The 14,658-nt window shown below is 72.3% G+C and carries 12 protein-coding genes; 4 read left to right on the top strand and 8 right to left on the bottom strand.

Annotated features, from left to right (window positions below):
- The first annotated feature begins 95 nt into the window (after positions 1-95).
- The 3 genes from pepN (at position 96) to ACWGKQ_RS22730 (ending at position 4,681) form a co-directional block, all read left to right on the top strand.
- Entirely contained in the window at positions 96-2,681 is a 2,586-nt protein-coding gene (pepN, locus tag ACWGKQ_RS22740) for an aminopeptidase N (protein WP_453293766.1), read from the top strand.
- Between the two features lie 207 nt (positions 2,682-2,888).
- Positions 2,889-3,938 carry a hypothetical protein gene (locus ACWGKQ_RS22735; RefSeq protein ID WP_453293765.1) on the top strand — a complete coding sequence of 350 codons (1,050 nt, stop codon included), beginning with the start codon at positions 2,889-2,891 and terminating at the stop codon, positions 3,936-3,938.
- A gap of 200 nt (positions 3,939-4,138) precedes the next feature.
- Positions 4,139-4,681 carry a GNAT family N-acetyltransferase gene (locus ACWGKQ_RS22730; protein ID WP_453293764.1) on the top strand — a complete coding sequence of 181 codons (543 nt, stop codon included), beginning with the start codon at positions 4,139-4,141 and terminating at the stop codon, positions 4,679-4,681.
- Positions 4,682-4,767: 86 nt separating this feature from the next.
- On the opposite strand, the gene ACWGKQ_RS22725 is transcribed toward ACWGKQ_RS22730, so the two are convergent.
- The 8 genes from ACWGKQ_RS22725 to ACWGKQ_RS22690 form a co-directional block, all read right to left on the bottom strand.
- Complete coding sequence (locus tag ACWGKQ_RS22725; RefSeq protein WP_453293784.1) at positions 4,768-5,982, bottom strand: glycosyltransferase; 1,215 nt, start codon at positions 5,980-5,982, stop codon at positions 4,768-4,770.
- Positions 5,983-6,293: 311 nt separating this feature from the next.
- Complete coding sequence (locus ACWGKQ_RS22720; protein WP_453293763.1) at positions 6,294-7,463, bottom strand: RNA polymerase sigma factor; 1,170 nt, start codon at positions 7,461-7,463, stop codon at positions 6,294-6,296.
- On the bottom strand, positions 7,463-7,879 hold the full coding sequence (locus tag ACWGKQ_RS22715) for a YciI family protein (protein WP_453293762.1): 417 nt from the start codon (positions 7,877-7,879) through the stop codon (positions 7,463-7,465). Before ACWGKQ_RS22715 ends, ACWGKQ_RS22720 begins: the two co-directional genes overlap by 1 nt.
- A 162-nt stretch (positions 7,880-8,041) precedes the next feature.
- Entirely contained in the window at positions 8,042-9,199 is a 1,158-nt protein-coding gene (locus ACWGKQ_RS22710) for a serine hydrolase domain-containing protein (RefSeq protein WP_453293761.1), read from the bottom strand.
- Between the two features lie 93 nt (positions 9,200-9,292).
- The gene (locus ACWGKQ_RS22705; protein WP_453293760.1) at positions 9,293-11,077 is read right to left on the bottom strand and encodes a TIGR03767 family metallophosphoesterase; all 1,785 of its coding nucleotides are present in this window, start codon (positions 11,075-11,077) and stop codon (positions 9,293-9,295) included.
- A gap of 244 nt (positions 11,078-11,321) precedes the next feature.
- Positions 11,322-11,786: an NUDIX hydrolase gene (locus tag ACWGKQ_RS22700; protein ID WP_453293759.1), complete on the bottom strand. Its 465-nt coding sequence runs from the start codon at positions 11,784-11,786 to the stop codon at positions 11,322-11,324.
- Between the two features lie 82 nt (positions 11,787-11,868).
- Positions 11,869-12,630, bottom strand: a complete 762-nt coding sequence (locus tag ACWGKQ_RS22695; RefSeq protein WP_453293758.1) for a hypothetical protein — start codon at positions 12,628-12,630, stop codon at positions 11,869-11,871.
- A gap of 2 nt (positions 12,631-12,632) precedes the next feature.
- A complete protein-coding gene (locus ACWGKQ_RS22690) occupies positions 12,633-13,160 on the bottom strand; it encodes an RNA polymerase sigma factor (protein ID WP_453293783.1) in 528 nt (175 codons plus the stop codon).
- 321 nt (positions 13,161-13,481) lie between these two features.
- Here ACWGKQ_RS22690 and ACWGKQ_RS22685 point away from each other — a divergent pair, with 321 nt between their 5' ends.
- Positions 13,482-14,498, top strand: a complete 1,017-nt coding sequence (locus tag ACWGKQ_RS22685) for an aspartate-semialdehyde dehydrogenase (protein WP_453293757.1) — start codon at positions 13,482-13,484, stop codon at positions 14,496-14,498.
- The last annotated feature ends 160 nt before the right edge of the window (positions 14,499-14,658 follow it).

The raw sequence follows: 14,658 nt of genomic DNA, 5'->3' as shown, positions 1-14,658 counted from the left end.
GCACCGGCCACCCCATTCCCGGTACCCGCCGTCAGGAGCGCATGGGAGGATCGGTGCTGTTCCGGCGTACCGACAACGATGAGGGAGTGCCGCCCGTGCCCGGTGAGAATCTGTCCCGCGACGAGGCCCGGGAGCGGGCCGCCCTGCTGTCGGTCGACGGATACGACGTGTCGCTGGACGTCCGGTCCGCCGTCGGGGAGGCCAGGGACGAGCCGCGCACCTTCCGCTCGGTGACCACGATCCGCTTCCGCTGCAGCGAGCCGGGCGCGGCCACCTTCGTGGACCTGATCGCACCGAGCGTGACCGCCGTGACCCTGAACGGCAAGGACCTCGACCCCGGCGAGGTCTTCGACGGCACCCGGATCACCCTGGAGGACCTGGCCGCGGAGAACGAGCTGGTGGTGGACGCCCGGTGCGCCTACTCCCGCACCGGCGAGGGCCTGCACCGCTTCGTCGACCCCGAGGACGGCGAGGTCTACCTCTACACGCAGTACGAGCCGGCCGACGCCCGCCGGGTCTTCGCGGGCTTCGAGCAGCCGGACCTCAAGGCGCCGTTCCGCTTCGAGGTGCGGGCGCCCGAGGAGTGGACGGTGTGGAGCAACGGGGCCGGTGAACTCGCCGACGGCGTGTGGCGGTTCGCGGAGACGAAGCCGATCTCGACGTACATCACGTGCGTGGTGGCGGGGCCGTACCACTACGTGACGGACTCCTACTCCCGGACCTTCCCGGACGGTACGACGCTCGACATCCCGCTCGGCGCCCTGTGCCGCAAGGGCCTCGCCCCCTACTTCGACGCGGACGACGTCTTCCTGATCACCAAGCAGGGCCTGGACTTCTTCCACGACCACTTCGACTACCCGTACCCGTTCGGGAAGTACGACCAGGCGTTCGTGCCCGAGTACAACCTCGGCGCGATGGAGAACCCGGGTCTGGTGACCTTCCGGGAGGAGTACATCTTCCGGGGCAAGGTGACGCAGGCGTCGTACGAGGCGCGCGCCAACGTGATCCTGCACGAGATGGCGCACATGTGGTTCGGCGACCTGGTCACCATGGTGTGGTGGGACGACCTGTGGCTGAAGGAGTCCTTCGCGGACTTCATGGGCACCTTCGCGAACGTCGGCGCGACCCGTTTCAAGAACGCCTGGACCACCTTCGCCAACCGCCGCAAGGCCTGGGCGTACCGCGCCGACCAGCTGCCCTCGACGCACCCGATCACCGCCGACATCCGCGACCTCCAGGACGCCAAGCTCAACTTCGACGGCATCACCTACGCCAAGGGCGCCTCGGTGCTCAAGCAGCTGGTGGCGTACGTCGGCCAGGACGCGTTCCTGGAGGGCGCCCGCCGCTACTTCAAGCGCAACGCGTACGGCAACACGCAGCTCGGTGATCTGCTGTCGGTTCTTGAGGAGACCAGCGGCCGGGACATGAGCGCCTGGGCCGGGAAGTGGCTGCAGACGGCGGGGGTGAACTCGCTGACCCCGCAGGTGCTGCTCGACGGGGACGGCAGGGTGGCCGAGCTGGCCGTGCTGCAGGAGGCCGCCGAGTCGCATCCCGAACTGCGTCCGCACCGGGTCGCGATCGGCCTGTACCGGCTGGAGGGCGGCGATCTGGTCCGGTACGCGCGCACCGAGGCGGACGTCGACGGCCCGCGTACGGTGATCGCGGACCTGGCCGGTGCCGCCGCCCCGGAGCTGGTCCTGGTCAACGACGACGACCTCACCTACTGCAAGATCCGTTTCGACGAGACGTCGCTGGCGACCCTGCGCGGCCGGCTGGGCTCGCTCACCGACCCGCTGGCCCGGGCGCTGTGCTGGTCGGCGCTGTGGAACCTGACCCGGGACGCGCTGCTGCCGGCCCGGGACTTCATCGACCTGGTGCTGCGGTTCGCGAACCGCGAGTCGGACATCGGGGTGCTCCAGATGCTCCAGGCGTGGGCCGAGTCGGCGCTGGTGCACTACGCGGCGCCCGAGTGGCGGGAGACGGCCGGGCGGCTGCTCGCCGAGGGCGCCCTGCGGGAGCTGCGGCAGGCGGCGCCGGGCAGCGAGCACCAGCTGGCCTGGGCGCGGTTCTTCGCGTCGACGGCGGCGGACGACTCGGACTTCCGGCTGCTCCAGGACCTCCTGTCGGGGGCGGAGGTGATCGACGGTCTGGACGTGGACCAGGAGCTGCGCTGGGCGTTCCTGGAACCCCTCGCCGCGCACGGCGTGGCCGACGAGTCGGCGCTGACTGCCGAACTGGCCCGGGACGACACGGCGTCCGGCAAGCGCCACCAGGTGCGCTGTCTGGCCGCCCGTCCGTCGGCGGCCGTGAAGGCGCAGGCGTGGGCGCAGGTCGTGGAGTCGCAGGCGCTGTCCAACGCGCTGGTGGAGGCGACCATCGCGGGCTTCGCCCAGCCGTCGCAGCGGGAGCTGCTGGCGCCGTACGCGGAGAAGTACTTCGAGGTCATCGCGCGGATCTGGGAGGACCGCTCGATCCAGATCGGCATGGACGTGGTCCGGGGCCTGTACCCCTCCTTCCAGGACCGTCCGGAGACCCTGGAGGCGACGGACGCGTGGCTGACGGCACACGCCGACGCGCCGCCCGCGCTGCGCCGGCTGGTCCTGGAGGCCCGGGACGACCTGGCACGGGCGCTGCGCGGACAGGAGTGCGACGCACGGGCCGCGGGGGCCTCCGCGGGCTGACCTTTGGCCACGGGTCACCCTCCAGGTGACCGTTACGCAATTCAGTCAATCATGGCCGTAACCCCTGGTCCCCACCCATCCGGACCAGGGGTTTCCGGCCTCTAGTCGGCACCCGAACACCCGTCCTTTAGTCCCGTCTTGTCCGCATTCATCGACGAACACGTAACACCGGTTAAGGACCCGGCCGGCCGCGGGAATCCCGAGGCCATGACCCACAACACCCCGCTCTCCCCCCGCCCGCTCCGCCACCTCTCCGACGTCCGCCGCCGGGTGCTGACGACGGCCCAGCTCCGCTCCCACGGCGTCGCGGCCACCGAGATCGCCGAGCAGTGCCGGCCGGGCGGCCCCTGGCAGCAACTGCTCCCGGGCGTGGTCCTGCTCCACCCCGGCCCGCCGACCAGCGAGGAACGCCTGCACGGAGCACTGCTCTTCACCTCCCGCGAACCGGCCCCGGGCGTCCCGGCGCAGCCGGCCCCCGACTCCCCGCACCGCCCGGTCTACGCGGACACGATGATCACGGGCCTGGCGGCGCTGACCCTGCACGGCTTCTCCGCCACCCCGCCGCTGCTCGCCCTGGACCACGTGGACGTCCTGGTCCCGCGGATGCGCCGGCTGCGCTCCACCTCCTACGTCCGCGTGCTCCGCACCCCGGCCATGCCTGCCCCCCGGACGGTGACGGGCCTCCCGGTCGCCCCGGTCCCGCGCGCCCTCGCGGACGCGGTGGCGGACCTGACCGACGCGGAGGCGGTACGGCGGCTGCTGACCGAGGCGGTGCGCGGCGGCCACTGCGAACCGGCGGCGGTGGTACGGGAGCTGAACCAGGCGAAGCTGCTCTCCCGGCCGCATGTGGTGGACGCCGTGGACTCCCTGGTCGCCGAGGGCCGGGCCATCGCCGAGCAGCGCCTCTACCGGATGGTCCAGGAGTACGGCCTCCCCGACCCGGTCTGGAACGTGGACCTGCGGCTGCCGGGCGGCCCCCACCTCGGCGGCCTCGACGCCTACTGGCCCGAGCAGGCGGTCGCCGTCGAGCTCGACACCCGCGCACCGCGCCAAGGCCATCGGCAGGACGACGACGCCCTGTGGTCCGAATACGCCCGCAAGCGGGAGCACCTGGAGCGGCTCGGCATCACGGTCGTGTACGTCACCCCGAAGAAGCTCCGCGACTCGATGGAACAGCAGGCGGCGGTGATCCGCACGGCCCTGATGGCATCCGCCGACCGCGACCCGGCCGCCCACGTGGTGGTACTACCTCGCTGAACAGCGCCCCCGAAGGGGCGCGGGGAACTGCGCGACCAGCCACGACGGCGCCGCACCCGAACGACAACGCACAGCGGCAGCACTCAGGCGCCGGACCCGGAAAAGGGAGGGGCCGCCGGTTCGGAGGGGGACCGACGGCCTCTTCGCCGTCGTCCGGAGCGGCGCCAGGATCGGATGTTGCGCGGTCTACAGTGACCGGGATGAGCGACGACGCCTCCGTGATACTGCGCCCCGCCCGCGAGGGCGACCTGCCTCTGCTGGAGCGGTTCCTCCTCGACCCGGAGACGGCGAGCCGCTTCCAGTGGTTCGGCTGGCAGGACCCCGACCGCTTCCGGCGCCGCTTCGCGGAGAACGGTCTGCTCGGGCCGGACGGCGGCCAGTTGATCGTCGACACCGCCGACGGCACCGCGTCCGAGGGCCCGTTCGGCTTCGTGTCCTGGCGCAAGCTGCCGACCGGCCCCACGTCGTACTGCTGGAGCGCCGGCATCGCCCTGGCACCGGAGGCCCGCGGCCGGGGCGTGGGCACCCGCGCCCAACAGCTCCTCGTCCGCTACCTGTTCGCCCACACCCCGGTGCAACGGATCCAGGCCGACACCGACCTGGAGAACATCCCCGAGCAACGCGCCCTGGAGAAGGCCGGCTTCACCCGGGAGGGCGTCATGCGCGGCATGGTGTTCCGGGACGGCCACTGGCGGGACTGCGTCCTGTACGGCGTCCTGCGCGACGACCCGCTGCCCGGGTGACCCGCCCGGTCGGCCCCGCCCGCGCCGCGGAGGCGGCGGGCGGGACGGACCGGCGGCGTGGACCGGCGGCGTGGACCGCTCGGGTGCTACTGCCCGCTGACGCCCGGACGCAGTTCGTCGCGGACGTCGTCGCCGACGACGTGGGCGAGCAGGTCGGCGTAGGCGGCGATCATCCGGGTGCGGCTGAACCGCTCGCGGCTCGCCGCCAGCGCCGGGGCGAAGAGCTCCCTGTCGGCCACCGCCGCCGACCAGGCGAAGGCGATCGCGTCGGGGTCGAAGGGCGTCACGAACCCGTGCCCCTCGACGATCGACGCGCTGTCGCCGACGTCCGTCGTGACCGGGACGGCGCCGCACATCATGCCCTCGATGAGGCACAGCGGCGCGGCCTCCCCGGAGGCGGAGGTGAGGGCGACGACGTCGGAGCCGGCGTAGACGGTCTCCATGTCGTGCCGTACGCCGAGCAGGTGCACGCGGTCGCCGAGGGCGGCCCGGTCGGCGCCGAAGGCGACCTCGATGTCGGCCCAGAGGGCGGGGTTGTCCTCGGTCATCCCGGCCCCGCACATGACGACGTGCCCGCCGCCCTCGCGGGCCAGCCACGCCCTGGCCGCCCGCAGGAAGAGCGGCACGTTCTTCATGCCGGCGTACCGGGCGGCGAACACGACCACGGGGGTGCCGGAAGCGCCGGCGGGGATGCCGAGGGACTCGCGGAAGGCGAGCCGCAGCGCCGGGTCCGGCCGGAAGCGGAGCAGGTCGACCCCGTTGGGGATCACGTGCAGCAGCTCACCGGGGATCCCGGCGGCCTCGTACGCGTCCCGCGTGGACTCGGCGCAGCACACGCAGGCGACGACCGTGCCGTCCGCGATGGCGGCCTTGAGTTCGTCCAGGGCCCGGCCCTGGTTCTCCGGGTCGGACCGGTGCAGGCAGACGACGACGGGGCGGCGCGGCAGCCCGGCCTGGTTGAGCAGCGCGAGCGGCTGCTCCTTCAGCGACAGGATGACGTCCGCGCCGGCCATGGCCCGCGCCGTATCGGCCAGCTCGGGCCCGCTGAAAACCGACGCCGCGACGGTGCCGTCGACGAGGCCGGCGGTGCGGCCCAGCGACGTGACCTCGATGCCACCGGCCGTGAGCGCGCGGTAGCAGGCGTCGTCCTCCATGCGCTGTGTGGTGGCTTCTCGGTGGACCTCACCGTGCAGACTCAGCACGCGATGCCACTGCTGTCCGCCCTCTACCAGGCCGAGCAGCACATCGCTGTGCACGATCCGGGCTCCCCCGGAGAAAAAGCCCTCGTAGACCGAGAGCACACGAAGTCCGAGCCGAGCGCCCACACGACCACCTGCCTTGCACCAGATCGAGCCATTACCGCGAACCGCGGGTTAGCCGATATGAGGCGGTACGGACGTTTCATTCGGATGAACAGAATGTCTCGGGCCGGAGTCGGCTGCGTTTACACGGCGAGCGCCGCGCCTCCGGTCGGCAACATCATTCCACTTGCCTCGCAGACACCGCTCTGACCTGCGCTTTTACGAGGGGATCCGACTCCCCCGCAGCCTCCGGACGAGCGCGGCCGACGGCAAAAAAACGGCAAGTGAGAACACCCGGACGCGCGACGATGTCACCTGCCGCGGTCGGTGTCGAGCTGTGCGTCGAGGTGGGCGTTGAGGTGGGCGGCCCGGCGGGTCAGGTGGTCGCGTTCGGCGAGGTTGGTGGCTTTGCGGGCCGCCTCGGCGTACAGGCGTGCCGCGGTCGTCCGGTCGCCGTCGCGTTCGTGCAGGTGGGCGGCGACCGCGGTGTACCGGGGCAGGGCGGTGTCCAGCTCGGCGAGGGCGGCGAGACCGGCCCGGGGGCCGTCGGCCTCGCCGACGGCGACCGCGCGGTTGAGCCGGACGACCGGGCTGTCGGTCAGGCGGGCCAGCTCGTCGTACCACTCGACGATCTGCACCCAGTCGGTCTCCCCGGCGGTGGGCGCGTCCGCGTGCAGGGCGGCGATGGCGGCCTGGGCCTGGAACTCGCCGAGGCGGTCGCGGGCGAGGGCCGCCTGGAGGATCTCGACGCCCTGGGCGATCAGGCGGGTGTCCCAGCGGCTCCGGTCCTGCTCGGCGAGGGGTACCAGGCTGCCGTCGGGCGCGGTCCTGGCGGCCCGCCGGGCGTGGTGGAGCAGCATGAGGGCGAGCAGCCCGGCCGCCTCGGGGTGGTCGACGGCGGCCGCGAGCTGCCGGGTGAGCCGGATGGCCTCGGCGGCGAGGTCGACGTCGCCGGAGTAGCCCTCGTTGAAGACCAGGTAGAGGACGCGCAGCACGGTGGCGACGTCGCCGGGCCGGTCGAGGCGGACCCCGGAGACCGTGCGCTTGGCGCGGCTGATCCGCTGCGCCATGGTCGCCTCGGGCACCAGGTAGGCCCGGGCGATCTGGCGGGTGGTGAGCCCGCCGACGGCGCGCAGGGTGAGCGCGACCGCGGCGGAGGGGGTGAGGGAGGGGTGGGCGCAGAGGAAGTAGAGCTGGAGGGTGTCGTCCGCCGCGGGGACCGGGCCGGGCGCCGGTTCCTCGTCCACGCGGTCCTCGCGCCGGCGGCGGGCGGTGTCCGCGCGGGTCGCGTCGAGGAACCGCCGCCAGGCCACGGTGACCAGCCAGCCCTTCGGGTCCCGCGGCGGGTCGGCGGGCCAGACGCGGACCGCCTCGACCAGTGCCTCCTGCACGGCGTCCTCGGCCGCCGCGAAGTCGGCTCCGCGGCGGACGAGGACGGTGAGCACGCTCGGGGTGAGGCTCCTGAGCAGGACCTCGTCCATCAGTGGCAGGAGTCCGTGACGGTGGGCGGCGCGGTCAGGAACGGGCGCACCTCAAGCCACTCGTGGATCGGCTTGCCGCCGGCCCCGGGAGCGGCCGACAGTTCACCGGCCAGTTCCACGGCGCGCTCCTGGCTGTCGACGTCGATCACCATCCAGCCGGCGATCAGGTCCTTGGTCTCGGCGAACGGGCCGTCGGTGACCGGCGGGCGCCCCTCGCCGTCGGACCGGACCCACAGCCCCTCGGGGGCGAGGGCCTGGCCGTCGACGAACTCGCCGGTCTTCTCCAGCCTGGCCGCGAAGTCGTTCATGTACCGGATGTGGGCGGAGATCTCCTCGGGCGTCCACCGGTCCATCGGTACGTCGTTGACGGCGGCCGGGGCGCCCCGGTAGTGCTTCAGCAGCAGGTACTTGGCCATGGTGGCTCTCCTCGGTGCTCGTGCGGCCCATTGTGGTCGCCTTCACCCCGGGGACGGAGCCGGCCACGGGATCTCGACATCCCCGCCCAAGTTTTTTTTCCGGGCTCCGGTGGCCGGTGCTCGGCCCCTCCGGATCAGCCCCTGCGGATCGCCCTCCGCGGATCAGCCCCCGCAGAACTCCGCCACGACCACCGCGTCCTTGTCGCCGGTCCAGTCGGCGTTGAAGTCGAGGGCCAGGGCGTGGCGGCCGTCGGAGGTGCCGGCCGCCACGGAGGAGGAGCCGTGGATGCCGCCGTCGTGGCCCCAGACGTGGACTCCGCAGGGGAGGGTGACGTCCATCAGGCCGAGGCCGTACGCGCTGTTGGGGTCGCCGGGCATGGGAGTGGTGGTCTTCATCTCCTTCAGCTGGTGCGGAGGGAGGAGCCTGCCGCGCAGGAGGGCTTCGTAGAAGCGGGTCAGGTCGGCGGAGGTGGAGATCAGCTCGCCGGCGGAGGAGGCCATGGAGGGGTTGAGGGTGGTGACGTCGTAGTTGGGGCCCGTCGTCGTCTCGGCGAGTTTGGAGTAGGCGCGGCTGCTCGGGCGCGGCAGGGTGGTGCGGGTGCCGGGGAGGGAGGTGCCGGTCAGGTGCAGGGGCCTGATCACCCGGTCGGTGATCTCCTGGGCGTACGAGTGTCCCGTCACGGCCTTGATGACCATGCCGGCGAGCACGTAGTTGGTGTTGGAGTAGGCCCAGCTGGTGCCCGGCGCGAAGGCCGGCGCGTGCTTCGTCGCGATCGCCACCAGAGCGGCGGGGGTCAGCGTGTCGTAGCGGTGCTCGAAGAAGCCGTCCTTCAGGAAGTACGTGCGGCCGAAGTCGGCGTCGGACGTGTAGTTGAAGATGCCGCTGGTGTGGTTGAGGAGCTGGCGGACGGTGATGCGGCGGCCGTCGTTGCCGTTGCCGGAGACCACGCCCTGCAGCCACTTGTCCACCGTGTCGTCGAGGGACAGCCGGCCCTCCGCCTCCAGCTGGAGCAGCACCGTGGCCACGAAGGTCTTCGTGATGCTGCCGGCCCGGTAGCGGTCGGACGGGGAGCGCGGGGCGCCGGTGCGGGTGTCGCCCACCCCGGCGGTCGCCGACCAGGTGCCGCGGGTGTCCCGGACGGTGGCCGTCGCGCCGGGGACACCGCTCTCGACGGCGGCCTCGATCGCCTTGCGGGCCGCCTGGTGGCCGGCCGCGGGTGCCGCCGGGGCCCGGCCGGCCGGGGCCGCGAGCGCCGGTCCCGCGAGCGCTGCCGACAGGGCCAGTGCGGTGGCCGCGACCAGCGTCGTACGTACGGACATGTCTCTCCCCCAGTGGAGTCGTCGTACTCGGTCGGGGGGAGGGACACCGTCCTGATCGGCGAGGTTGCCCACGTTGGGCCGGTTGAGTGAATCTCAGCCCTTCTTCAGGACCAGCTCCGTGTTCCGGTCCGTCGTGCTGCCGCCCAGGACCTTGCTGGAACCGGGGGCGTTGAAGGCCAGTTCGCGGTAGAGGGCGGCGAGGCCGGTCTGGGAGAGGTCGGAGAAGTCCGTGCGGTGCGGGGCGGCGGACTCGATCAGGGTGGTGAACAGGGAGATCGTGCCGTCCTTGTTGTCCGTCAGCTCGACGACCCGGGCGAGCTGGGGGTAGTCGACGTGCGAGGCGGTGGTGATCTCCCAGAAGGAGTTGCCGTTCGACGCCTTGTGCGGGGTGATGAGGTTGCGGTGGATGTGGCCGTTCACCCAGGCCAGTACGTTGGCGTGACGGTTGAGCAGGGTGACCAGCTCGGCGCCCGTGTGGCGGCCGTCGCTCGGGTGGGCCGGGTCGGGGCGGGTGTTGGTCATCGTCTTGCTGGTGTGGTGGCTGAAGACGACCGCGTAGGAGTCCTTGTTCTCCTTCAGGGTCTGCTCCAGCCAGGCCAGTTGGGCCGTTCCGATCGATCCGTCGTAGTGGCCGCCCGCGTCCGTCGTGTCGAGGCTGATGCCGATGACGTCGTCGGAGATACGGAAGGCGTAGTACTGGGTGCCCGCGGCCACGTTGGCGCTGGAGTAGCCGTGGCCGACCGGGCCGAGGCCCTGGTAGGCCGGGTCCAGGTGGGCCTTGAGGTAGTCCGCGGAGGTGTACGGGGCGCGCTTCTCGTCCGCGGTGACCGAGCGCATCGACCGGGCGTGGGCCTTCAGGAAGTCGCGATAGCCGCTGCCCTTGGGGTCCTTGGCGGTGCGGATGGCGTCCTGGAGTTTCTTGGCCTCGGCGTCGGTCACCGTCATCAGCTTCTTGCCGCCGATCGCGGCCGCGGCGAGGTAGGGGTCGGCGTGCGAGCCGTAGCAGCCGAGCGGCAGGGCGTCGTGGTTGCCGACCGTGGAGTACCAGGGCAGGTTGAGGCCGGGGCTCTTCACCTCGCGGACCGCGGCGGCCAGGAAGCCGGCGAGGTGCGGGAAGCCGAGCGCCTTGTCCTGGTCGCGGACGGTCGAGGAGGCCTGCCAGTACAGCTTGAGGCCGCTGTTCTGGACGCCCTCGTAGTGCTTGGGGTCACCGGTGTTGGGGGTGATCCGGCCGCCGCTCATCACCTTCATGAACCACTCCAGTTCGGAGTGGGCGTTGTTGTCGGTGTTGTCGCCGGTCGTCATCACGAAGTGCAGCGGCGAGCCGGTGACCGGGGCGCCGCGCAGCGCGTTGACCCGCTCGACGAGCGAGATGGCGCCGGGCACGGTGAGCGCCTCGTGCGGGCGCCAGGCGTGCGGGTCGTGGGCGCGCAGGAACTCGAGACGCAGCGGGTGCTGGACGTCCATCAGGTGCAGGTCGGTGAACTGCACGAACGCGGCGAGCGCGGTACGGCGGTTCGCGCGGCCGGACTTGGCGGCGGCGAGGTCGGAGCGCACCACGCGCGACCAGCCGGCGCCGTCGCCGAGGCGCCGGTAGCCGGAGCTGGTGCGGGGCGCGGCGACGGAGGCGAGGGTGGTGCCCTTGGTGTAGGGGGCGAGCGGGGCCGCGGCGGCCCGGCGGCCCTCGGCGACCGGCTGCGGCTCCGCGGCCGTGGCCGCGGCGGGGGCGGCCTCGCTGTCGGTGGGACGCAGGGCGTAGCCGACGCCTGCGGAGAGCGTGACGGCTCCGGCGGCGGCGAGCACGGTACGGCGGTTGATCTCCAGTGCCTCGCGGCCCTTGTGGGCAGCGGAGGTGGCGACAGAGCGTATGCGCGACATGGCGCGATCTCCCCGAGTACGAACGCGTCGGCAGTGGTCGCGGGCGATCGCTTCCGCGAACTTCCCGCTCACTCTGGATCGTTGGCACCGGGGGTGACCTGTGCGTGAACGCGGCGGCAACGCGCAGCGCCGATCACCGTACGTGGATCAGCCGAGGTGGGGACCGGCCATGGAGCGGATCGCGGGAGTCCGGGACCCGGTCACTCCGCGTTCATCTGCCGGGGTAGGGGAGGGTCTCCGGCGCTTACGAGTGCTCTTCTGCAAACCGTCCCGCCGCCGGCCGCTCCCGCCACAGCCGCAGCGCTACGTCGACCAGCCGGATGTGCCTGAGAGACGGTACGGCGTCCAGGTCGTGCCAGGCGGCCATGTCGGTGGAGCCGTTGACCTCGTTGCGCAGTTCGCCGCCGACGATCTCGCCGGTGTAGATGATCCGCACGCCGTGGTGGTCGGTGGGGAGGCGCAGCGGGCCCTCGGCGGCGAAGTGGTGCCGGAAGGAGTCGATGCCCAGCAGCCCGGTCACCTCGATGCGGTAGCCGGTCTCCTCCGTGAGTTCGCGGCGGACCGTGTCGTACGGGTCCTCGCCGTGCTCCATACCGCCGCCGGGCAGGACCCACTCGGGTGTGCCGTCGTCGGCCGGTGACCGGGCGAGCAGGATCTGACCGTCACGGACACACACAGCGTAGGCCGCCACCCTGAGCTTCTCGCGCACATCGGCACGTTAGGGCTCCCGGAGCCGGCGGCCAACGGGTTTTCCGTCCACCGCCGTTGCGCGCTCGCGGCCGCCCCTCCCTTCACCTGTCCGGGCACGTCGTCGTCCGTGACGCGGGCAGGTCCTGGACGATCCAGGACCGCTCCCGGGCGATCTCCGCCTCCCCGACCGCGTACCGGTCGGGGATCTGCCGGCCGCCTGTGATGCCGACCAGGAGGCGGGCGCCCGTGCGGACCCGGGCGTCGGTGCCGGATCCGAAGAGGAACTGCACCTCTTCAGCGGTCTTCGCCGGTTTGTAGGCACGGGTCACGCGCAGGGTGACGCGTTCCGTGCCGGTGTCCGCGAGCTGCCGCACTCCGGTGACCGTGCCCTCGACGACGAGGCGGGCGCAGGCGAGGTAGCCGGGGCCGCCGGCCTGCTCCTTGCCGCCCTGGCTCGCCCCGCTCGACGCGCTGTCGGCGGCTCTGTCGGAACCGGCACCGTTCGACATCGCGCTCGAACCGCCGTTCGCCGCGAGCCAGCCGATGCCGAACACGGCCCCGGTGAACGCCGCCGCGAGGGCGCCGGCGAGGCCGAGGGCGCGGACACCGGGGTGCTGCCAGGGGCGGCGGCGCGCGGCCGGGCGGGGGCGGGGCTCCGGCCGCGGGGGTGGTGCGGCGAGGGTGTCCCCGATGATCCCGAGCTGCTCGCGCAGCAGCGCCACATCGGCGGTGGCCGCCCGGTGCTCGGCCATGAAGGCGGGGTCGGCGCGCTGCTCACCGGTGAGCGGCTCGTCCGCGAGGACGGCGAACAGGGCATCGATCTCGCCCGGCCCACCCGGGTTGTCGTCGTGTTCGGCGGTCATGCTCACACCACCTCGTCCTCGTGCAGGCGGGCGCGCAGGGCCCGTACCGCCGTGTGCAGCCGGCTCTTCACCGTGCCTTCGGGGATGCCCAGTTCCTCGGCTATCCCGCGGACCGGCAGGTCGGCGTAGAAGCGCAGGACGAGGATCTGGCGCTGGGCGTCGGGCAGTTCGTCCAGGCCGCGGGCGACGGCGACGGAGAGCAGCCTGCTGTCCTCTCCGGCGGTGGGGTCGGGCTGGCGGAGGGCGGCGAGCCGTTCGCCGAGGCGTTCCTGGCGGCGCTTGGCGCGGTGCCAGTCCATGGCCAGGTGGGAGGCGACGACCGCCGCCCACGCCGACACGTCCCGCGGCGCCTCCTGGCCGCCGGCGGCCCGCTCCAGCAACCGCAGACGTACCTGCTGTACCCCGTCCGGCAGGTCCGCCTGCGGTACGCCGCCCAGCGCGAGCACCGCCCGCACCCGGCGCTCCTGGTCCGCGTCCAGAGGATCACCGTGCTGGTCCCCCTGGGCGCGGCGGGCCTTTCTGCGCAGCACAACCCACCCCCTCACCGCGTTTCTCCTACGACGCCGCAGCCCCCGGAAACGTTCGGCCGGATTCCCGGAAATCTTTTCCGCGGCGTCCGCGGGCGGGCCTTGGAGGCGTACGTCACACCGGCGCGCGGCGCAGCACAGCTTGCGGTACGACGGCCAGGCGGAGGTAATTTATGCAGCTCAGCGGGGGTGTGAACGGGAGTTCCACGGGTCGGTTGGTCCAGTCGGTGGGCATGGCGCGCAAAGAACTGGACAGGCGGACCCGGGTCGGCCGCATGATGGAAAGGCCGCAGGCACAGGTCAACGTATGCAGAGGGAGTCGCCGTGAGGGTCGGAATCGTCGGAGCCACCGGTCAGGTCGGCACGGTCATGCGCAGGATCCTCACGGAGCGCGACTTCCCCGTCACCCAGCTGCGCCTGTTCGCCTCGGCCCGCTCGGCCGGGACCGTGCTCGACGGTGTGACGGTGGAGGACGCGGCGACCGCCGACTACACCGGCCTGGACATCGTGCTGTTCTCGGCGGGCGGCGCCACCTCGAAGGCGCTCGCGGAGAAGGTCGCCGCCCAGGGTGCCGTGGTGATCGACAACTCCTCCGCCTGGCGCAAGGACCCCGAGGTCCCGCTGGTCGTCTCCGAGGTGAACCCGCACGCGATCGCCGCCCGCCCCAAGGGCATCATCGCCAACCCGAACTGCACCACGATGGCCGCGATGCCGGTCCTGAAGGTGCTGGACGCGGAGGCGGGCCTCCAGGCGCTGGTCGCCACCACCTACCAGGCCGTGTCCGGCTCCGGTCTCGCGGGCGTCGCGGAGCTGCAGGGGCAGGTGCAGAAGGTCGCCGCCGACGCGGACCGGCTCACGCACGACGGCGGGGCGGTCGACTTCCCCGAGCCGCAGGTCTACAAGCGGCCCATCGCCTTCAACGTGCTGCCCTTCGCCGGCAACCTCGTCGAGGACGGTCTGAACGAGACCGACGAGGAGCAGAAGCTGCGCAACGAGTCCCGCAAGATCCTGGAGCTCCCCGAGCTGAAGGTCTCCGGCACCTGTGTCCGCGTCCCGGTGTTCTCCGGGCACTCCCTCCAGCTCAACGCCCGGTTCGCGCGTCCGATCTCCCCGGAGCGGGCGACCGAGCTGCTGTCCGACGCGCCCGGGGTCGAGCTGTCCGACATCCCGACGCCGCTGCAGGCCGCGGGCAAGGACCCGTCGTACGTCGGGCGGATCCGCCGGGACGAGACGGTGGAGAACGGGCTGGCGCTGTTCGTGTCCAACGACAACCTCCGCAAGGGGGCTGCGCTGAACGCCGTGCAGATCGCGGAGCTGGTGGCGGAAGAGCTGTCGAAGTAGGGCCGGGCGCCCAAGGGGGTGCCGCAGCTGCCGTCGTGCGGCTGCGGCGCCGTCGTGCCCGATCGCGCCCACGCGGCGGAGCCGCATATCGACACAGCCCCGCGCCCCTACGGGGCGCGTGAATCTCGCGGGTTTTCCCTCGTCGCCCCCCGCCGGGATG

It is taken from the genome of Streptomyces sp. NPDC054770, assembly GCF_053611985.1.
Note: the sequence above shows the minus strand (reverse complement) of the source record. Positions and strands in the feature narration are given on the sequence as shown.